The sequence below is a fragment of the Sandaracinaceae bacterium genome (genome assembly GCA_016706685.1).
Lineage (GTDB): Bacteria > Myxococcota_A > Polyangia > Polyangiales > Houyiibacteriaceae > JADJJE01.
In genome coordinates this window covers 14691-35252 of record JADJJE010000012.1, presented here as the reverse complement: position 1 = coordinate 35252, position 20562 = coordinate 14691, and the positions used below count along the sequence as shown (strand labels likewise).

18 protein-coding genes are annotated in these 20562 nt (G+C 69.7%); 8 read left to right on the top strand and 10 right to left on the bottom strand.

Features of this window, described 5'->3' with window-relative positions; genetic code table 11:
• The first annotated feature begins 38 nt into the window (after positions 1-38).
• Positions 39-848, top strand: coding sequence for a sterol desaturase family protein (locus IPI43_15145; GenBank protein ID MBK7775441.1), 810 nt, complete (start codon positions 39-41; stop codon positions 846-848).
• Between the two features lie 18 nt (positions 849-866).
• Here the strand turns inward: IPI43_15145 and IPI43_15140 are convergent, their stop codons facing one another.
• The 3 genes from IPI43_15140 to IPI43_15130 all read right to left on the bottom strand — a co-directional run bounded on the left by IPI43_15140 (position 867) and on the right by IPI43_15130 (position 3925).
• On the bottom strand, positions 867-2492 hold the full coding sequence (locus tag IPI43_15140) for an outer membrane protein transport protein (protein MBK7775440.1): 1626 nt from the start codon (positions 2490-2492) through the stop codon (positions 867-869).
• A gap of 81 nt (positions 2493-2573) precedes the next feature.
• Entirely contained in the window at positions 2574-3368 is a 795-nt protein-coding gene (locus IPI43_15135) for a Gfo/Idh/MocA family oxidoreductase (GenBank protein ID MBK7775439.1), read from the bottom strand.
• Positions 3365-3925: a dihydrofolate reductase family protein gene (locus IPI43_15130; GenBank protein MBK7775438.1), complete on the bottom strand. Its 561-nt coding sequence runs from the start codon at positions 3923-3925 to the stop codon at positions 3365-3367. Before IPI43_15130 ends, IPI43_15135 begins: the two co-directional genes overlap by 4 nt.
• Before the next feature lie 73 nt (positions 3926-3998).
• Here IPI43_15130 and IPI43_15125 point away from each other — a divergent pair, with 73 nt between their 5' ends.
• From IPI43_15125 to IPI43_15105, 5 genes are all read left to right on the top strand, one after another.
• Positions 3999-5258, top strand: coding sequence for a DEAD/DEAH box helicase (locus tag IPI43_15125; protein ID MBK7775437.1), 1260 nt, complete (start codon positions 3999-4001; stop codon positions 5256-5258).
• Between the two features lie 69 nt (positions 5259-5327).
• Positions 5328-5852 carry a dihydrofolate reductase gene (locus tag IPI43_15120; protein ID MBK7775436.1) on the top strand — a complete coding sequence of 175 codons (525 nt, stop codon included), beginning with the start codon at positions 5328-5330 and terminating at the stop codon, positions 5850-5852.
• A 244-nt stretch (positions 5853-6096) separates the two neighbouring features.
• Positions 6097-6423, top strand: a complete 327-nt coding sequence (gene arsD, locus IPI43_15115; protein MBK7775435.1) for an arsenite efflux transporter metallochaperone ArsD — start codon at positions 6097-6099, stop codon at positions 6421-6423.
• A 7-nt stretch (positions 6424-6430) separates the two neighbouring features.
• Complete coding sequence (gene arsA / locus IPI43_15110) at positions 6431-8215, top strand: arsenical pump-driving ATPase (protein MBK7775434.1); 1785 nt, start codon at positions 6431-6433, stop codon at positions 8213-8215.
• On the top strand, positions 8212-8634 hold the full coding sequence (locus IPI43_15105; GenBank protein ID MBK7775433.1) for an OsmC family protein: 423 nt from the start codon (positions 8212-8214) through the stop codon (positions 8632-8634). Before arsA ends, IPI43_15105 begins: the two co-directional genes overlap by 4 nt.
• A gap of 7 nt (positions 8635-8641) precedes the next feature.
• Here the strand turns inward: IPI43_15105 and IPI43_15100 are convergent, their stop codons facing one another.
• The 5 genes from IPI43_15100 to IPI43_15080 form a co-directional block, all read right to left on the bottom strand.
• Positions 8642-10009: a DUF2236 domain-containing protein gene (locus IPI43_15100; protein ID MBK7775432.1), complete on the bottom strand. Its 1368-nt coding sequence runs from the start codon at positions 10007-10009 to the stop codon at positions 8642-8644.
• A 103-nt stretch (positions 10010-10112) separates the two neighbouring features.
• Complete coding sequence (locus IPI43_15095; protein ID MBK7775431.1) at positions 10113-10997, bottom strand: hypothetical protein; 885 nt, start codon at positions 10995-10997, stop codon at positions 10113-10115.
• Positions 10998-11008: 11 nt separating this feature from the next.
• A complete protein-coding gene (locus tag IPI43_15090; GenBank protein MBK7775430.1) occupies positions 11009-11467 on the bottom strand; it encodes a hypothetical protein in 459 nt (152 codons plus the stop codon).
• Between the two features lie 153 nt (positions 11468-11620).
• Positions 11621-14461, bottom strand: a complete 2841-nt coding sequence (locus IPI43_15085; GenBank protein ID MBK7775429.1) for a hypothetical protein — start codon at positions 14459-14461, stop codon at positions 11621-11623.
• Between the two features lie 482 nt (positions 14462-14943).
• Complete coding sequence (locus IPI43_15080; GenBank protein ID MBK7775428.1) at positions 14944-15339, bottom strand: hypothetical protein; 396 nt, start codon at positions 15337-15339, stop codon at positions 14944-14946.
• Between the two features lie 463 nt (positions 15340-15802).
• Here IPI43_15080 and IPI43_15075 point away from each other — a divergent pair, with 463 nt between their 5' ends.
• Positions 15803-16180, top strand: coding sequence for a hypothetical protein (locus IPI43_15075; protein MBK7775427.1), 378 nt, complete (start codon positions 15803-15805; stop codon positions 16178-16180).
• A 1-nt stretch (position 16181) separates the two neighbouring features.
• On the opposite strand, the gene recN is transcribed toward IPI43_15075, so the two are convergent.
• Positions 16182-18050: a DNA repair protein RecN gene (recN, locus tag IPI43_15070; GenBank protein MBK7775426.1), complete on the bottom strand. Its 1869-nt coding sequence runs from the start codon at positions 18048-18050 to the stop codon at positions 16182-16184.
• A gap of 97 nt (positions 18051-18147) precedes the next feature.
• Between recN and IPI43_15065 the strand changes: the two genes are divergently transcribed.
• On the top strand, positions 18148-18831 hold the full coding sequence (locus IPI43_15065) for a hypothetical protein (GenBank protein MBK7775425.1): 684 nt from the start codon (positions 18148-18150) through the stop codon (positions 18829-18831).
• Between the two features lie 10 nt (positions 18832-18841).
• Here the strand turns inward: IPI43_15065 and IPI43_15060 are convergent, their stop codons facing one another.
• Positions 18842-20434: a hypothetical protein gene (locus IPI43_15060; GenBank protein MBK7775424.1), complete on the bottom strand. Its 1593-nt coding sequence runs from the start codon at positions 20432-20434 to the stop codon at positions 18842-18844.
• Between the last annotated feature and the right edge of the window lie 128 nt (positions 20435-20562).

The window sequence follows — 20562 nt, the reverse complement described above, 5'->3', positions numbered from 1 at the left end:
ACTTTTCATTATGTATCGGGCAACGCACCGTGTGGGGCATGGATCACCGCCCCCTGATCGTGGCCGTCTACTTCGCCTTCGCCTTCGCCGAGCTCCTGCGGGGTCACTTCCGCACGCGCCCCATCACCAAGGACGACTGGCGCCTGGACCTGCTCTCGAGCGGCATCATCGCCCTGATGACCAGCCCGGCCGTGGTGCTGGGGTCGGCCGCGCTGCTGGACTGGCTTTTGCCCGGCAGCCGCGGCGCGTGGAGCGACCTGCCGGTCTGGGCGATGGTCCTGCTCTTTCTGGTGGGCGACGACCTCACGCAGTACGCGTGGCACCGGGCCTCCCACAGCGTGCCCTTCCTCTACACCCTGCACCGCGCGCACCACTCGGCTGGGTACATGAGCGTGCAGATGATGTACCGCAACAACCTCTTCTACTACGCGCTCATGCCCAGCATGTGGATCAGCGGCGCGCTGGTGCACTTGGGTCTGGGCTCGGTCTACGCGGTGTACATCGTGGTCAAGCTGGCCGTGATCGCCGGGGCCCACTCGAGCACGCGCTGGGACGCGCCGCTCTATCGCATCCCCGCGCTGGACAAGGTCATGTGGGTCGTCGAGCGCGTCATCTCCACCCCTTCGACGCACAGCATGCACCACGGGCAACACGCGGAGGACGGCATCACGCACTACGCGGGCAACTACGGCAACCTGCTCTTCCTGTGGGACGTGCTCTTCGGCACCGCGCGCATCACGCGGCGCTATCCAGAGACCTACGGCATCGAGGGCCTGGTTCCGCAGCCTTGGTACGTGGAGCTGGCGTGGCCCCTCTTCCGACTGCGCACCGGCCCTGAGCAGCGCTAGTCGCGGGCGCGCTCTGATTCACTGCGCCCGCGGCGCGAAGCGGTACGCCATGGACAGCGACACCACGTCGCCGCGCGCCGTGAAGCGCCCCGCGTTGATCACGTTGCCCCCGGTCAACGTGGTCTGGCGCATGTTCGCTTCCTCTTCGGTGTTGGTGCGGGTGAAGAAGTGCATGTGCTGGTAGGCCATGCTCACCTCCAAGCGATCGACGCGCAGCGTGAGGCCCACCGCGAAGCTCACGCGTGACCAGGGCAGGAAGCCCGTGCGCTCGCTGCCGGGCTCGATTCCGTCGTTTTCGTACGAGACCCCGGCGCGCAGGGCCAGCCGCCCCGGCAGCACGTTGTAGTCCGCGCCGAGCATCACCCCCACCTGCGTCTTCCAGTTCTGGCGTAGCTCGAACTCCGGCGACTCCACGATGGACACGCCGGTGACGCCGGTATCCAGGCGGTTGTCGACGTCGGAGCGGCCGTGAGGGCCAATCAGGAATGCATCGACCACTCGGCCGAGCGACACGTCCACGCCCAGCTCGATGTCGAAGACCTCGTCGTTCATCGGGTCGCGCGCTTCGCGTCGCCGGCGCTGGCCGCTCTCGTCGGTGTCGTAGGCGCTCGGACGGATTTGGGCCCAGCGCGCGGCGAAGCTCAGCGAAGAGGCCTGCGGGGCGAACAGCTTGGCACCGAAGGTGCGATCCGTGCGGGACGATCCGAAGCGCGGGTTGAGCTGGTTGACGGTCTCCTCCGTGGCGTAGTGATACGACCGCAGCCGCAGGTCGCCGGTGGCACGTATGTGGTTGATCCAGACGAAGCCTGCGAGCAGGTCGAGGCCATCGATGGGCTCCGCCGCGAGCGAGCCGCTGACCCGCGGAACGAAGCGGTCCTTGACCGAGAGCACGGCGAGGATGTCCAGCACCGGGCTCTCGCCGGCCAGGGGTGCGCTGACCGTGGTGTACTGGATGTTGGCGAAGCCCCACCCGAAGGTGGCCCCGAAGCGCAGCCGCGGATGCAGCTCCACGCCGACGCCTGCGGTCACCCAGGCCAGCAGCAGGTTGGCGCGCACCACGTCGTAGCGAGACGCGTTGGGCAGCCTGCCGTTGGGCGCGTCGGGGGCCGGCATGGTCCCCTCGGAGTCGCCGAACGATGCGCCAGCGGTCGGGGCGTTGGGCGTGATCACCCCGAGGCCGATGCCCACGCGGCGGTGCGGGCGCAAGCTGAGCGCGAGCTGCGGCAGCGGGAAGAGGCCGCGGTTGTTGCACAGGCGCGGATACTCCACGTCGCCGTACTCTGCTTGGGTCCCGAACACCGTGTCGTTCGGGTCGGGCGTGGTGGGCACCCGCGAGTTGCCGTTCCCGTCCTGCGTGGGCGTCCCGGTGCGGTCGAAGCACACGTTCGACGTGCCGAGGTGGAAAGCAATCTCGGCTTGCGTCCCGGCGAGGCGTGCGAGGTTGGCGGGGTTCACGTGCAAGGCCAGTGAGGTGTCGGAGCGGGCCCGCCACGCCCCCGCGCGGCCAGCTCCTCGCGTGCCGAGGCCAGGCCACTCGAGCCCGCCGGCGGAGGCCGTGGACGCGAACGGCAGCAGGTGTCCCAGGGTGAGCCCGAGGAGGGCTGCGCTCCGCGTGAACTTGCGGATAGTCTTATTATTGACCATAATGGACGATACCCTATCGCACTCCAGCCGCGGACGCGAGACCTGACTTGCCTCGCGGACGTGTCGCATCACCGTACCAAATCACGACCAGCCCGCGCGCCGGGCGACCTCCGCAGCCAGCTCGATGACCGCCAGGGCGTGGTCGACGCTCACCGGGAAGGCCTCACCCCGCGCGAACCGCTGGAAGGCGGCCCACTGGCGGCTCAGGCACTGCGGGTCGGGCACGATGCTGTAGCTGTCTCGCAGGGTGTCGGGCCCATTGGCGGTCTCGGTGAAGACCAGCGTCCGGAGCTCGCTGCGTCGATTGGCCATGAGCACCACGTCGCGGTTCCCCACCTTCAGCGAGACCTGAGCCTGGTGGGGCCAGCCCGGCGCCTGGACCTCGAGGGCCGTCTGCTTCCCGCTCCAGCTCAGCACGCGATCGAGGTCGTGGATCATCCGATCCAGCACCACGTCCACGTCTTCCCCTCCGTCCGGTCCGGGGTGGTTCCGCACCAGCGTGATCCCGGTGAGCTCGGCGTGGTTGACCGCGTCCCAGACGGGGTGAAACCGCTCGGGCATCGCCGGCGCCAGCCGCTCGGTCGGGCTGCTGATTCGCTCCCCCGGCAGCACCAACGGGGCCTCACACAGGACCCACCGGCCGGCTCCGAGTTCACGGTCGAGCACCTCGCGGTGCGATCCCGCGGGGGTGGCTACCACCACCGCCTCGGCCTCTGGCGGCACCTCGGTCAGCCCTGCGCAGCGGAACCGGGCTCCCAGGGCCTCCGCCCGCTCGGCGTGGAGGTCGACCACCGCCACCAGCTCGTCGCCGGCATCGACGACCACCGCCGCGTGGCGGGCCCCCTCGGCGCCGCAGCCGATCACTGCGACCTTCACGGGGAAACGGGCCGGCGGCGGAGGTGCAGCGCGGTCTGCCCGGCCTTGAAGGTCTGACTCGAAACCAGCTCGAGCTGCCGCGACTCCGTGAGCCCGTCGAACAGCCGCGGCCCGCGACCAGCCAGCACCGGGTGGATGACCAGCCGGTACTCGTCGATCAGATCCAGCCGCTGCAGCTCGGCGCCCAGCGTCAGGCTGCCGAGCAGCACGCCGGCCGGCGTCCGGTCCTTGATCTGCTGCACCGCCTCGCGCAGGTCGCCCTGCACGTGGACGGTGTTCTGCCACGGGAAGTCGTGGCGCGTGGTCGACACCACGTACTTCGGCTTGGTGTCCAGCTCGAGCGCCCACTCGCGCTCGGCGCGCGGCGCCTCTTCGTCGCGCGCGACCGCCGGCCAGTAGCCTTCCATCATCTCGTAGGTGGTGCGGCCCCACAGCATCGCGCCGGCGCCGCCCATCAGGCCGGTGAAGTAGTCGTGCAGCTCGTCATCGGGGATCCCCGCGGTGTGGTCGCAGCAGCCGTCCAGGGTGAGGTTGATGCCGAAGGTCAGGAGGCCCATCACGGCGAGCTTACGCGGGAGCCCGCGTGCCGGGGCGACTTTGGGTCGGAGATGATGCAGAACGCGCCGCTGCATGACCTTCTCGTCTCTCGGCTTGTCCCCCGCCCTGGTCCGCTCAACCACTGAGCTGGGCTACGGCGCGCCGACCCCCGTTCAAGCGGCCGCCATCCCGCCCATCCTCGAGGGCCGCGACGTGTGGGCCTCGGCCATGACCGGCTCGGGCAAGACCGCCGCGTTCGCCCTGCCCTTGCTGGAGCGCCTGAGCGCTGCGCCCGCGGCCTCACGACGCCTGCCGCGCGCGCTGGTGGTGGTGCCCACGCGCGAGCTCGCGGCGCAGGTGGCCGAGGTCATCGAAGGCCTTGGCTGGCACCAGACGCCGCCGCTCCGCGTGTGCGTGGTGGTGGGCGGTGTGTCCATCAACCCGCAGATGATGGAGCTGCGCTCGGACGTGGACATCGTGGTGGGCACGCCCGGCCGCCTGCTGGACCTGGTGGAGCAGAACGCGCTGCGCCTCGGTGGCATCGAGATGCTGGTGCTCGACGAAGCCGACCGGCTGCTCTCCGCGGGCTTCGCCGACGAGCTGGCGCGCCTCACCGCGCTCTTGCCTGCGAAGCGCCAGAGCCTGCTGTTCTCGGCCACCTTCCCGCCTGCCGTGCAGCAGCTCGCAGCCACGCTGCTGGTGGACCCGGTGGCGCTCAACGTGGACGCCGGCGCCGCGCCCGATGCGTCGCTCATCGCGCAGCGTGCCATCGAGGTGGACGCGGGCTCGCGCACCATGCTGCTGCGCCACCTGCTCACGACAGAGGCCTGGACGCACGTGCTGGTGTTCGTGGCCAGCCAGCACGCGGCCGAGCACGTCACGGGCAAGCTCGTGAAGGCGGGCATCGGCACGGCCGCGCTGCACGGCGACCTCAGCCAGGGCACCCGCAGCAAGGCGCTCCAGGACTTCAAGGAGCGGCGCCTGCGCGTGCTGGTGGCCACCGACCTAGCGGCCCGCGGCGTGGACATCGCGCAGCTGCCGGCGGTGGTGAACTACGACTTGCCGCGCTCGCCGTCGGACTACGTGCACCGCATCGGCCGCACGGGGCGCGCCAGCGACAGCGGCGTGGCCATCAGCTTCCTCACCGCCGAGAGCAGCGCCCACTTCGCGCTGATCGAGCGCCGCAACGGGCTGTCGATTCCGCGTGAACAGGTGCCCGGGTTCGAGCCGCGCCAGGAGGCCGTGTCCCCACGCGACCCGAACGGCGGCATCAAGGGCAAGCGCAAGAGCAAGAAGGACAAGCTGCGCGAAGCCGCCGCCGCCGCCACGGGCAAGCCACCCGAAGGCAGCTGACCACGCGCGACCGCGTCAGGCCGGGAGGTCAGCGCGGCGGTGTCACACCCTCTGGGTAGCCTCGCGCGCATGAGACGAACTCACGCGTTCATGGCCATGTCCCTCGACGGCTTCATCGCAGGCCCCAACGACGAGCTCGACTGGCTCATCCATTTTGAGGGAGTGGAAGACACCTTCACCCCGTTCTTCGCTGAGGTGGGCGCCCTGCTGATGGGCCGGCGCAGCTATGACGTGGTCAGCGCGTTCGAGGGCCCCTGGCAGTATCGCAACACGCCCGTGCTGGTGGCCACCACACGCCCGCTTCTGCCGCAGCGGGCCTCCGTGCGCGCTGTGAGCGGCAGCATCGCGAGCCTGGTGCAGCAGGCCCAGGAGGTCGCTGGGGAGCGCGACGTCTACATCGACGGAGGCGCCATGATTCGAGCTTCGCTCGACGCCGGCCTGGTGGACGAGCTCACGGTCACGCTCGTCCCCATCGTGCTCGGTGCAGGCATCCCGCTGTTCACGGGGGTCACGCGGCGGCACGAGCTCGAGCTGCTGGGCTCCCGCCCCATTGGCGGGGGGCTGGTGCAGCTGCGCTACGCGCCACGGCGCTGAGCAGCGGGGCAGCGTGGCAGCGGGCGCAGGCGTTGCGGGAACCTGGAGCGCCGCAGTGGCACGAGACGTGCGTTCGCTCGTTGCGTGCGTTCCTCGATTCCCCTCCCATCGGCAATGCCACGCCGCGCCGTCGCGCAGCGCAACGCATGGTTGGCGCGCGGTGGGAGCCAGCGCGCAACCCCGGCGCAAAAGAGCCACGACTCGCCTGCTCACCTCCTCTGCCCGCCCCGGAAAGGCTCGCCCCATGTCTAGTGTCCGCGTCTTCGATCCCGCCATGTGCTGCTCCTCCGGTGTCTGCGGCCCCGCCGTGGACCCACGGCTGGCGCGCTTCGCCGCAGACCTGGCCTGGCTCGAGAGCCAAGGGGTCTCGGTGCAGCGCTTCAACCTGTCGAAGCAGCCGGCGGCGTTCGCACAAGACGCCGCGGTAAAGGCCGCGCTCGAGGCCAGGGGCGAGGCCGCGCTGCCCTTGATCAACGTGAACGGCGACGTGAAGAGCGTGGGCACGTACCCGTCGCGCGATGAGCTGGCCGCTTGGGCCGGCGTCAGCGCACCCACCGCCACCGCCAGCTGAGAGCCCCATGTCCAACCTCATCCAAAGCCCCACGCGCATCCTCTTCTTCACGGGCAAGGGTGGCGTGGGCAAGACCTCCGCCGCCTGCGCCACCGCCATCGGCCTCACCGACGAAGGCAAGCGGGTGCTGCTCGTGAGCACCGACCCCGCGTCCAACCTCGACGAGGTGCTGGGCGTGACGCTCACTTCGGCGCCCACCGCGGTGCCGCGTGTGCCGGGCCTGTCCGCGCTGAACATCGACCCCGAGCAGGCCGCGCACGACTACCGCGAGCGCATCGTGGGGCCCTATCGAGGCGTGCTCCCCGCCGTGGCCGTGGCCAGCATGGAAGAGCAGCTCTCGGGCGCCTGCACGGTGGAGATCGCGGCGTTCGACGAGTTCTCGAAGCTGCTGGGGGACGAGGCTGCCACGGCCGCGTTCGACCACGTCATCTTCGACACGGCGCCCACCGGCCACACGCTGCGCCTGCTGGAGCTGCCCGCCGCGTGGACCGGCTTCATCGACGCCAACGTGGGCGGCACCTCGTGCCTCGGACCGCTGTCGGGCTTGGATGCGCAGAAGGCGCTGTACGCCGCCTCGAACCAGGCGCTGCGCGACCCCGCGCAGACCATCCTCGTGCTGGTGGCGCGCCCCGATCGCTCGTCGCTCAAGGAAGCCGAGCGCACCCGCGCAGAGCTGGCCCAGCTGGGGGTGGGCAACGTGCGGCTCATCTTGAACGGCGTGTTCCGCGCCCGAGACACCAGCGACGCCACCGCGGTGGCCATGGAGGCGCGCGGCCGAGCCTCGCTCGAGGCGCTCCCCGAGGGGCTGCGCGGGCTCGCGCGCGTGGACGTGCCGTTGCTGCCGTTCGGGCTCGTGGGCATCGAGGCGCTCCGCAAGATGGGCACGTTCGACGAGGCCGCGGGTGACGCGCCGCCCACGCCCGACGCCCTTCCCTTCCACGGCGCCTCGCTCGACAGCCTGATCGACGAGTTGGCCGTGCAGGGCAAGGGCGTGGTGATGACCATGGGCAAGGGCGGCGTGGGCAAGACCACCGTGGCCGCGCGCGTGGCCAGCCAGCTCGCGCGCCGGGGCTTCGACGTCACGCTCACCACCACGGACCCTGCGGCCCACGTGGAGCAAGCGGTGCGCGACCTGAGCGGCGGCGCCGCCAGCCTGTGGGTCACGCGCATCGACCCCGCGCGCGAGACAGCGCGGTACACCGCCGAGGTGCTCGCCACGGCCGGTGCCGACCTCGACGCCGCCGGCCGGGCCCTGCTGGAGGAAGACCTGCGCAGCCCCTGCACCGAGGAGATCGCGGTCTTCCGCGCGTTCGCCGAGGCCGTCGCAGAGGGCGAAGACCGCTTCGTGATCATCGACACCGCACCCACGGGCCACACCGTGCTGCTGCTGGACGCGGCCGAGTCGTACCACCGCGAGGTGCTCAAGAAGCCGAGCGGCAGCCCCGAGGCCGTGCAGCGCCTGCTCCCCCGCCTGCGAGACCCGCTGTTCACCCACGTGCTGCTGGTCACGCTGCCCGAAGCCACTCCGCTGCACGAGGCCATGCAGCTGGAGCGCGACCTCGCCCGCGCCGACATCAAGCCCTTCGCGTGGGTCGTGAACCAGAGCCTCACGCCGCTGCAGGTGACCGACCCCGTGCTGCGCATGCGGAGAGCCCACGAGGCCACCCACCTGCGTGAGCTGGCGGCGCACGCCACGAAGGTGGTGCTCGAGCCGTGGAGCGCGGGGGCCTCGCCGCCGCTGGTGGTCACCCCGGCGGCAGCCAGCAGCCTGGTGCAAGGGGCGCCGCTGTGACCGCGAAGCAGCGCTATCACGCAACGGGCAGCGTGCGCGCGGGCGGCGAGGGGCGGCTCTTGGCCCACGGGCTCGATGTCCCTTTCGACGGGACCGCAGGCCGTCTGGACGCGCTGCCCGGGCCGAGCGACGTGCTGGCCGCGGCCCTGTGCGCCTGCATCCTCAAGAACGTGGAGCGCTTCTCGCACATCCTGTCGTTCCAGTACGAGTCCGCCAGCGTGGAGGTCACGGCCGAGCGTGAAGAGCCACCGCCACGCATCGCGCGGGTGAGCTACGTGCTGCGCGTGGTCACCGACGAACCACGGGCGCGCGTCGAGCTGCTGCACCGGAACATTCGCAAGTTCGGCACCATCACCAACACGCTCGCGGCCGCCGGTGAGGTCACGGGCAGCATCGAGAGCGTGGCGCCGGGCACCTGAGCCCGCGTCAGACCGTGGCGGGCCGCATGTGCGGCATGGGGCTCGCCCCGTGGCTCGGGCGCGCCACCGCGTACTTGCTGGGGTCGGTGGTGTACTCGGCGTGGCCGTAGCTCACCAGCAGCTCGTCGATGCGCTTCACCAGCCAGCGGTCGGCCATGCCCTCCACCACGGGGATGCGCTCGGCGGCCATGTGCGCGAACAGCGTGGGCCACACATAGGCCTGGAACGCGGTGAAGATGGCGTAGTCGAGCGGGCTCGGGACCATGCCCATCATGCGCACCTTGTCGGTGGGCACGCGGAACGTGTGGCGGAAGAACACCTTCGAGATGCTGCGCTCGAGCGCGTTCTGGATGCGTCCCGGCAGCTCGTGGCTCTCGGGCAGGTAGGCCGACATGGTGGCGCGCACCAGCGCCCCGTTGGTGGCGTCGTCGTAACCGTCGCGCAGCGTGGCCGTGTACACCAGCATGGAGTCGAAGATGTCTTGTGGCGTCTCGAGCAGCAGCTCCGGCGGCAGGCCCAGCAAGAAGCACTGGTGGCGGCAGTGCTCCACCACCGCGCGCTCACGCCGCGTGAAGCCGCGCTTCTCGTGCACGGCGCGGTAGGCCGTGACGAAGGCCGGCATGGTGCCCGCGGGCATCTGGTCCACCTGCGGGATGGGGATGCCGTAGGTCGCCACGTCCCAGCGACCGGACCGCACCAGCAGGTTCATGCGCACCATGGAGTGCATCAGGCGCACCATCGCGGCGGCGCGGAAGCCGGCGCCAAAGCGGTCGAGCGCCCCGGGCAGCGACGCCGTGGTGAAGAAGCTGGCGGTCTCCTTCACGCGCTGCACCGCCGAGTCGTCGGACAGCGTGCCCGTCATGGCCATGGGCAGCCCCGAGTACTTGTTCAAGAACGTGGCGATGAACGCCCCGCGGATCACGAACGGCACGAACAGCGCCATGGACACGCGCTCGGCCCGCGCTCCCTGCGCGCTCAGCTTCGGATCGATCCAGTCGGGCCGCTTCTCCATCGAAGCGATGAAGCGCTCCAGCTCGGGCGGCGCGTCAGGCACGGACTCGATGCCGTGCTGGCAGGCCGACACCAGCATGTCGATCAGCCGCTTGAAGCCGTACTGCGGAATGAGCGCCGCATACGCGTCGGCCACCACGTCGCCCAGCATGGTGTACGCGAGCATGCGCTCCACGGAGTCCGTGTCCGCGAGCACCTTCCCCCGGTACTTCGCCGCAAACCCGCCGGGCAGCATGCTCTGCACGTTGGGGTCGCGCGTGAAGCGCTCGGGCACCGTCTCGAAGTCCACGCCCCCGTACAGGGATGGAATCAGCGTCTTCTGGGAGCGGACCTGGGCCTTCAGCGCAGCAAGCGAGATGGTCATTCGTGCCTCGGGTTCGGATTAGACAGTTGTCTAGTATGGGGGCAGGCGGACCTCGACGGCAAGCCGACTGTGGCCCGTTCCTCCGAGACACGAGCAGCGCGCGTCAGCCCTTCCGCTGAATTCGGTAGTGCAGGCTCAGCACCGGCAGCCCCAGGAAGCGGATGGCGTGGTCGCAGCGCACCACGCGCTCAGCGTCCAGGTACACGCGGAAGCGTTCCTTCAAGGACCGGATCTTCCACACGGTGAGCGCGTCGCCGCGCCCGAAGCGCTGCATGCGGTAAAAGCCCACGTTGCCGAAGCCCGGGCCGCTGCTGTCGAGGATCAGGGCCCCGCCCTCGCCCACCTCGGGGCGCAGGATGACGGTGGCGTTCCCGTTGGGCATGGGGAACGCGACCTTCACGCAGGCCGACGTGTGACCCGGGACCACTTGGCTGGTGTAGAAGCCCGTGTAGAGCACGCGGCCGCCTTCCACGAGGCGGCGGAACCAGCCGGTGCAGCGCACTTCGCCGTGCGCGTCGCGCAGCAGCACGATCTCGCTGTCCATGCCCGAGGCCGTGTCGAAGGTGTCCACCGGGAAGTTCAGCTGGTCCACCTTGCGGCTGATGGTGGTGACCAGGAGCCACAGGGCCAGGTTGGACGGGAAGAAGGTCTTGGCCCACACGTCCATGCGGTACGCGCCGGTGTGCTCGTAGAAGTCGCGCACCTCGGGGGCGATGAGGCTGGGATCGAAGCTCGGGCCCGCCAGAGCTTCAAAGCTGGGGATGAGGCCACCCTCACGCGCGTTGCGCACCACCTCGAGGCCGTGCTCGGCGGCGTACTCGTCATAGGGCCTGTCGCCGATGTGCTCGCCCCCGATGGGGCCCATGAGCCATGGCGCCTCGGCGGGCTGCACGCGGCGCCCGAACAGGCGAATGAGCACGTAGATCACAAAGGCCCCCAGCGACGCGATGGCGTTACGCAGGGGGCCGATGCGCGGTGCGCTGGTCACCGCCTCTGACCTCAGCGGTTCTCGGTGGCCACGCTCACGACGATGCGGTTGCCGTCGAGCTCGCTCTGGTGGAACGCCTCGATGATGGCCGGCGCGTCCTTGCGGTCGGTGGCCGTGACGAAGCCGAAGTTGCGCGAGGCGCCGGTGCCGCGGTCCGTGATGACCACGGCCTCGGAGATGGCGAAGTTGGCCGAGAAGTGCGCCTGCAGTGACGCACTGGTGGTCATGTCGCTGAGGCTCCCCACAAAGAGCTTGGACGGGATCGGGGGGGCGCTGCGCTGGACGCGGTTCTCCCCCTGCATCGACTTCAGGACCTCTTCGATGGACCGGACGTTGCCGTTGACCTCGTGCGCCGAGATGACCTCGTGCGCGGCCGGGGCCTGGAAGCGCTTCTCGTTGCGGCGCTGCTCCTTCTGGCGCGCCTTGTCGTTCCGCTTGTCCTCGCGGGCTCGCTTCTCGAAGGTGCTCATGATGCACCCCCGAACATGGCAGTGTGGAGGGGTCTCGAAGAGGTCGTTGGCTTAGTCAATACTCACATCCTGGTTTGCGCGGGCAGGCATCTGCGAATCTGCCTACGAATTCCGCGCAAACGTGCCACGAATCGACCGCGATGCAACGCGCGGTCAGAGCGTGAGGAGGTACAGCACCAGGTCGTCCACCTCGGCGGCGCTGCCGGCACACCAGGGATGGGGCGCAGCCGGCATGCCGATGGGCTGGTTGGTACCGAGCTCGGTGGGGCCGTACTCCCGGCGCATGGCCTGGTAGTCCCAGTAGTAATGGGTGGGGTCCCACGGCACGGTGGTGAAGTAGCGGTGACGCTCCACGAACAGGTTGCGCGCCCGACCCTCTGCCGTGGTCCCGTCGTAGCGGGGGATGCGGAAGACGTCACCGCGCGGGTTGGCGCCCGGACGGTTGTCCGCCGGGAAGTCGGGCCCGGCCGACGGCAGGTTCGGCGTGGGCGCGTGCAGCGTGTAGTAGCGGTTGTGCAGCGCCGTCCCCTCGGTGCAGCGGTCGGGGTGCACCAGGTCGGGCAGGTTGCGCACGTGGCCGTCGGTCAAGAGACCGCGGTGCTGCACCCAGTAGAGGTCGCGCAGGAACGTGGCGCGAATGGACTGCGTGTGGCGCTGGTAGATGGTGGGCGTGAAGAAGCGGCCCACCTCGTCGAGGCGGATCATGCGCTCGTTGGTGTTGACCCCCATCCCGTCGCTGTGACAGCTCGCGCAGCGAGTCTGGAAGGTGGTGCGCCCCGCCGCGACGCGCGTGGCCAGCGCCGGGAAGGTCTGCCAGCCGCGCTCCACGAACTGCCCCTCGGTCACGTTCGCCCCGACCAGGGTGTTGCGCTGACCCTTGTGTGCGAGCCAGCGCGACATGCCCGCGTTGCGCAGATCGTTGTCGTTTGCGCTCAGCGTGGTCATGTAGGCCGTGAGGGCCTGCAGCGACACGGCGTCCATAGACCCCATCGCGCCGTCCGGCTCTTCCGAGTGGATGTACGAGCCCTCGAAGCCCACGTAGGACTCCGTGTGCGAGAGCGATCGACGGATGGGCATGTAGTTCGTCACGTTGGGGATCGTGATCGGCGAGAACATGTAGTCGTTGTCCGTGGAGCTGCCCTCGTGGGAGCCGCGGATCAGGTCGTGCTCGCCCGTGCCGTAGGGCATGTGGTAGGCGATGGAGGTCTTGTCGATGTCGGCCTCGCCCGGTGCCCAGAAGGGACCCGGCTCGCTGCCCACCACGCCCTCGAACTCGCCCAGCACCGTCCACTTCATGCTCCAGTTGGGGTTGGGCAGGCCTGGGATGACGCGGGTGATGTTCTGCGCGCCGCGCTGGTAGCTGATGCGATAGCCGTGGCACGAGGCACAGTTGAAGCCGATCCACTCGCCGTTGCCCTGGTAGGGGTGCTGTGACTCCGCGTACCGGTAGCCCACGAAGCCGGTGTCGCGCGTGTTGCCCTCGCGCTTCTGCTGACCGAGCACGGCGAGGAAGCCCGGGATCGGGTTGGCCATGGGGTACGGGTCGAAGTACACGTCGTCCATGGCAGCGTCGGGCACCTCGCCGCGCACCGTGGGGATGGCGCCGATGAGCACGCGCGGGTCGGCCAGCCCACCGCGCACCGGGTCGGTCACGGTGCCGTCCAGGATGGCGGTCCAGTCCAGGTCACGGAACGCATGCGCCAAGCCGATGTTGTAGTCGTACGACCAGAAGATCTCTTCGCCGCGCGCCACCAGGTCCGCGTACATGGGGTTGTTGATGCGCGTGGGGACGGCATTGGACGTGCGCACGGGGCCGAGCTCGCTGACCACGTCGCAAGCGAAGTCGAAGTCGCGGTCGGTGATGCGCAGCGTCTGCGCGTCCACCACGCTGTGGGGCACACCGGGGAGGGTGAGCGACTCGAGCGTGCCAATGCGCTTCTGCACCTGCATGACGATGGGGCCCGCGGCGCCCACGTGCACCGGGACCAGGAACTCCACGCGCGTGGGCGTCCACGACACCACGTCGCGGTCCCAGGTGCTGTGCGTCTCGGGCAGCTCGTAGTTCACCTGGGCGGGCGCCGATGGGCCATCCAGGATGTTCAGGCGCTGCTCGTACATGGCCAGGTCGGTCTCCAGCACGCGGCTGTTGCCCACCATGATCTTGGCGAAGTCCACGTCGGGCCCGGCGCCAAAGCCGGTGCCCTCGAGCACCACCCGGTCACCCGGCGCGAGCGCCACGGGGGTGCTGCTGCCGGTGGTCCAGCGTGAGGTCCCGTTCACCCGCACGCGCCCGATGACCGGCGTGGCGGTGGAGGCCGCCGACGCCTCGCGGGCAGCTTCGCGGGCGGTGTCCACGCTGCAGTAACGATCCTGGCAGGCCTCGTCGTTCATGAAGAAGCACGTCTCGGCCGTCTCGTTGCTGCACTGCGTGGCGCAGTCGGCGCCACCGCTGCAGCGCAGCAGGTTCTCGGCGCGCACCAGCGCGTTGTTCTGGTCGGTGGACGACAGCACGCGCTGGATGCGGGTCCAGCCGGTGACGCCCGACGCGGCGCGGTACTCGTCGCGGCACGGGCCGGACGGCAGCACGCTGCAGAGCACCGAGCCGCCGCAGTAGCAGTCACGACCGCTGCAGTCGTTCTCGAGGGCGCAGGTGGCTGCGGCCACGCAGCGGGCGTCGCCGCCACAGCCCTGCGCCGGCGTCGGGCAGCGCCCACACAGGCAGCTGGCGCACGCCGCGCCGAGCCCTCCGTCGTTCATGGCCACGTAGCAAGCGGACGTGGGCGTGGGCCCCGCGGCACCAACATAGTCCGCGGGGATGACCGCCTCCGTGCTGGCAGCGGGCTCGGCCTCGCCTGCGCAGCCCGCGAGGAACACGAGGGCGAAGGCCAGGATGAGAGGCGGCCCATGGAACGCCCCGCGCTTGGTGAGCGAGGCGACTGGGACGGATGTAGCGCAGCGAGCGCGGGAGGACGTGGAGGGCAATTCGTGGGTCATGGGCACCGAGGCTCCTTCCTATGTGCGCCATCCTGTACACCACAAGATTCTTAAATGCGATCAATTTATTTGCGAATAGTATCCGTTTCTCAAACACCACATGACGCAAGTTACTAGGTGGTAAGTTTTAGTACACGACCACACGAAGCGCCACGACCGGATGTCTCCAAGGTCAATATTTTGTGTATTCTCGTTCATTATGGGTGTCTTGAAGTGACGCAGCGGTTCCTTTTCATCTACGTTTACGATGTGTATATATTTCGTACACAATGTATAATAAACGCTGTGCATGAATTAATTCCACGAAAACATGACGCTTTGACACTCAGTGTCATTTTGCACGCCACGCGAATGTGGCCTGGATGAACGAAAACGTGGCCGCGGCGGCCACGACGAAGCGACCACGCGCCCCCGGCCACGCGCGGCCCGCAAACGCTGGCGCAATCCCCCACGGCCGCGGCAGCTGGGCGCGTGCGCGTCTCTCAGCTCAGCGCGACGAAGACACCCCAGCCGCCCTGACCGATCCACAGGAAGTGCGCCACGAGCACGCCCTTGCCGTAGCGCGGCGAGAACGTGCCCGCGATGGCTAGCGCCTCGAAGGCGAAGTAGGCGTAGATGTCGCCGTACACGATCACGCGCGCGAACTCGGCGGGCCAGCTGGCGGCGATGACGTTCAGCGCGCCGAAGAAGCCCGTGCCGATGATGGCCCACCACAGCCAGAGGTGGCTGTAGGGGCTGTGGGTGTACGGCACGTCCGGCGGCAGGAAGCCAGTCCAGCGCCGCACCAGGCCGTCGGCGAAGGGCTCAGAGAGTGCTCCGAGCAACAGCAGCGCACCCAACAGGTTCATCACGCCGATGAAGGTCATGTAGGTCGACATCACGCGAGCATCTCACGACTCCCGCTTCCGCGCGGCCTCGAGCCCGTCCAGGCTATCCCCTGCCCGCTCCGCATGAAACACTCGGGCATGGCTCGACGACGCGGCTCTTGCGGCTTCCTCGCTCTCGGAACCTCGATGCTCGTGGCCCTCGGCGGCTGCCACCAGGAGGCGTCGCGGGGGACGGTGGACACGCCCACCGCGGGCGAGAGCGAGGACGAGGGCCGCACGGAGCCGACAGGCCCTTCTGGCGCTGCGGGGAGCGCACGCGCGGAGCCGATGCACCTGCCGTTCGACGACTTCGCGCCAACCGATGCTGCGGACCCGTACACGTACCCCCGCACCCTGTCGCCGGGGTGCACCCTCGCCTTTCAGCGCTGGTGGGGCACGCCTCCCGATCCCGGCCCGCCCGTGGCGCAGGTAGCGTTGCGCAGCGCGCCTGGCCGGGGTCGCGGCGTATGCGCTGGTGTACGACGTGGGCCACGGCGAGGAGCGCGTGTGGCGCCGGGGCGAGGGCTACCAAGTGGCGCTGGCCTTCGAGGGGTGCACGCCGGCGGCCGTGGACGCGGTGTTAGCCGAGAGCGAAGCGCTGACGACGCCCCGGCTGGGCACCCGCATGCCCGGGGCCGAGCCCGTGTGCATGGGGCCGCGGGCCGCGCTGGTGCTGCACACGGCCACGCCGTCACGGGCGGGGGTGTACACCGAAGACATGCCCATCCAGGGCGAGCACCTGAACTGGATGGTGCCGGGCGTGGGCTGCGTGACGTACCCAGTGCTGTCGAACCGCGTGCCGTGCGGTGGCGGCAGCCACCCGTGGGTGGCCAGCACGCTCTGCCAGCAGTAGCTCAGCCCTTGGCCGCGGCCTTTTTCTTGGACGCGCGTGCCTTGTCCACGCCCACCACCGCGGGCTCCGGCGCCGGAATGGCCGCTGCGTTGCCCGGCTTGGGGGTGGCCGCAAGGGCCGGTGCGGCGGCTTTGACCGCGTGGCTCGCCTTGGCTGCCAGGCCCGCCTTCTGGGCGCCCTCCAGCATTTCGCCCGCAGCGGCGCGCGTGGCGGCGGTGACGGTGAGGCCGCCCAGCATGCGGGCCACCTCTTCGAGGCGCTCGCCCTGCTTCAGCTGCGTGACACGGCTGTGTGTGCGGCTGCCCACCACCTCCTTGTGCACGCGGAAGTGGGCGTCTCCATAGACCGCGATCTGCGCCAAGTGGGTGATGCACAGCACCTGACTGTGGGCCGCCACGTCGTTGAGCTTCTGACCGATGACCTCGGCCACGGCGCCGCCCACACCCGAGTCCACCTCGTCGAACACATAGAGTCCGGCCGGGCCCACCCCGGCGAGCACGCGCTTGATGGCCAGCATGGCGCGCGAGAGCTCACCGCCGCTGGCCACCTTGGCGAGCGGCCGCGCGGCCTCCCCGCGGTTGGGGGCGATCAGGAACTCGGCGCGGTCGATGCCGGTGGGCGACAGGCGCGCGCCCTCGATCTCGAGCTCGCCGCCGCGCCCCTCGAGGGGCTGCACGTCCACCTCCACCTGGGCGTCACCCATGCCGAGCGACGCGAGCTCCCCGCTGATGGACCGGCTGAGCTTCGACGCCGCCTTCTTGCGGGCCTCGCGCAGGCGCAGGGCGATGGCTGCGGCGGCCTCGCGGGCCACCTCACGCTTGTGCTCGGCCGCGCTGAGGGCCGCCTCGAAGTCGTCGAGATCCGCCAGCTCCAAGGCCAGACGCCCGCGCAGGGCCACCACGTCGGCCAGGGTGCCGCCGTGCTTGCGCTTGAGCCGGGCCAAGCGGTCGGTCCGTTCTTCCACCTCGGCCAGGCGGCCCGGGTCCACGTTGATGCCGCGCGCGTAGCGGCCCAGCTCGGACGCAGCGTCTTCCAGCTGCGTCTGCGCCGCCTCGATTTGGTCTGCGATGGCGTTGAGGCGCGGGTCGAACGCCGCCCCCGCGCGCACGTCCGTGGCCACGCGCGCGACCTTCTCGCAGACCGCCGCGTCCGCAGAATAGAGCACGTGCTCGGCGCCACCGGCCACCCCGGCCAGGCGCTCGGCGTGGCGCAGCAGGCTGCGCTCGGCCGTGAGCTCGGCTTCTTCGTCGGCCCGGGGGGCGAGGTCATCAATCTCTTTGAGCTGGAAGCGGAGGAGATCTTCACGCTGCCCGCGGTCACGGTGGCGGGCCACCAGCTCTTGCACGCGTGCGTCCGCGTCCGCGAAGCGGCGGTGTGCTTCGGTGATGGCGTCGCGGTCGGCCTCGAGGCCCGCGAAGGCGTCCAGGTAGCCGAGGTGCGTCCGAGCGTCTACGAGCGTGTGGTACTGGTGCTGCGACGAGATGTCCGCGAGGCCGCTGGTGACCTGCGCCAGCTGCCCGGCCGTGGCCATCTGCCCGTTGATGAAGGCGCGCGTGCGGCCGTTGGCCTGGATGACCCGGCGGATGACCAGCTCGGGCTCGTCGGCCTCCACCTCGATGCCGGCCTCCAGCATGCGCGCGCGCGCCGTGGGGTCCGCCGAGATGTCGAAGAGCGCCTCCACCTCGGCCTGCTCGGCCCCGGTGCGCACCACGTCCGGGCGGGCCTTGCCTCCCAACACCAGCTGGAGCGCGCTGACCAAGATGGACTTTCCGGCGCCCGTCTCCCCGGTGAAGACGTTCAAGCCGGCCCCGAGCTCGACCTCGAGCTCGTCGATGATGGCGAAGTTGCGAACCCGCACGCACGTGAGCATGGCGGAGAGGTAGCACGGGGGTGTGACGAAGGTAGGGGTCCGGGACGTGGAACGGAGGTGATGACGCTGGCGTTTGGGAGTAGGCTCGGGGCTGGTCATGGCGATCACTCGGAGCTCGGGCAGAGGTTGGTGGTGGGCCAGTGTCGGCTGCACGGTGGCGTTGCTTGCGTCCGTCGCGCACGGTGAGGTGCAGACGGCGCCCCCCACGCCGACCAGCTGCACCGAGTCCATGGCGGACCGGACACGCCTCCACCGTGAGACCGAGCGTCTGCGACGCATGCCGCGCGTGCGAGACTGGCTGCGCGCCGATGCACTGGTGGACCAGATCGGCACGGTCTGTGACCTGGCAGGCCGGTCCTGCGCCAGCTGCCAGGGCGAGGTGGCCCTGCGCGCGCGCTCGCTGGGCCACGCCTGCCAAGAAGCCACGCGCCCCGTCTGGACCGCCATCGGGCTCGATCAGGACATCCGCGAGGGGCGCCGTGAGCTGCGGCGGCTCTCCATCGACGAGCAGCACCGCGACTACGAGTTTCTCTTGGGACGGTACGAGTACCAGCAGCAAGAGGCGCTTCGGCAGCACGCGCCGATGCTGCAGCGCCTCGAGACCCAGGTCGCCGCGCTCGAGACGGCGCGCTCGCAGGCTCCCAGCGCCGACCGGCTGCAGACAGAGCTGGCGGCCACCGGGCTCCAGCTGGTGCTCGGCCGCCTGCGCGAGCTGAGCGCGCTGGTGGACGCCACGCTGAACCCGCCGCCGCCTCCCCCTCGCGCTCGCGCGCGCCGCTGAGCCTGGACTCTCAGCCCAGGAAGGGATAGTCGGGAACACGCAGGGCGCGCTCGGCCGCCGCACGCGCCGCTGGATCCGTCTCGTTCAAGTGCAGACGACGAAGCTCCTTCCTTGGAACCGCGGGTTGCGTCGCGAGCCAATCGAACAGGAGCGCGCGGACGACCGGGTTCGTCTCGCCCGCGAGATGGGCGACGATCCCGCCGGTCCCGAGGGCATTGGCACAGCGGACCGCGACCGGAGGGAGGTGTCGGGGCGAACTCGAGTCTCGGAATAGAACGCTGAGCAGGGACTTCCCGGGTTCACACCATCGGACGACTTCGGCGATGAGTCGCGCGTTCACCCGCAAATGAGTCGCCACCACACCCGCGAGGGGCCACCACCGCGGATCGTCCCGGGCGGCAAGAGCGACGACGAAGTCCTGGTCCTCGGGGGCGATGTCTCCACGGTACGACCGCAAGAGAGTCTGGAGCCCAGCGAGGACCTCCACGCGCGCCGCACGCTCGGAGAAGAAGTCCGACAGGCTCTCTGCCCGCTGAATCGCCTCCTTCAGTCGCTCCCGGAGCTGGCTCCGCTCGCGCTCGTCGCGCGGTTCCGGCGGACGCTTCAGATACGCGAGGAGCCGAATCAAGGAGTTCTCGACGCTCGGGTTGGCATCGCGGTGGCCCTCGAAGATGAGCACCACGTCGTTCGCGTGTCGCTCGTGCTCACACGCCAGCTCGTAGAGCCGATTCATGGCGCTCCCGCGCACCTCATGATCGGGGTCGTGCGCCAAGATGTCCGCGAGCCGACGCACATCGCTGCCATCGACGCGCGAGCGAAGTGCATCGAGCGCCAGCCGACGAACCTCACTGTCCTCGTCCGCGACGAGCCGCCACGCGCCTCGGGAGCGGGCGGCCGGATCGCTGTGACGTGCCACCTCCTGTGCGATCATGCGACGCCGTGCGGGTGGCAACGCGAAGAGCGCCGCCATCCTGGTGCTCGTCGGCTCCTCGGAGCACGCGATGGTGGCATGGGCCACGTACCCCACCCACCGGGGAGCTTCGCAGATGCGGTCGAGCAACCTCTGAGCACGCCCGTCGATACGGCTCCAAAGCCCACCCTCTCGCTCCAAGAGGAGCGTGACGGCGCGTTCCACGACCGCTCTGGCTTTAGAGTGCGTCCGCCACTCGGTGCCTCGCGCATCGATCACCAGGAGCGACTCGTCGAGGACCTCGAGGATCTCGGAGTCCGAGTGCTCCGCGAGGTCGCCGAACGTCAGCGCCTTCCCGTCGTGACGAACGGCCAACTGGGAGAAGGACTCGATGAACGCGCGGATCGGGGTGCGCCCGACCAGCTCGGGTGCGCTCTTGATCAGTGCTTCGGCACGGATCTCGGCGGCGAGCCGCCCAGCCAGCACCGCATGTTCGCCGCCTTCCGCGCTGACAACGTCCAGGAGCTTCGCTCCATCGAGGCCCAGCCAGTTGAGAGACGGGGGCGCCGTACCCATGGCGACGTCCGCGTACTCGGGATTCACCCCAAAGTGCGCTGCAGGGTCGTACGTGCTCGCAGCGCGCTGGTACTCATCGAGGAGCTCACGCACTCGTTCGAGGGTCGGAGTGGTCATGGGTCCGAGCAAGGGTAACAAGTCAAGGGGGCGGCGGCGCGGGCCAGGCGACGCGAAGCGTCCTCCACCGCGACAGGAGAGGCGTCCGCTGCCCCGTAGAAATCACCCGCGAACGCCCCCATGCTCTC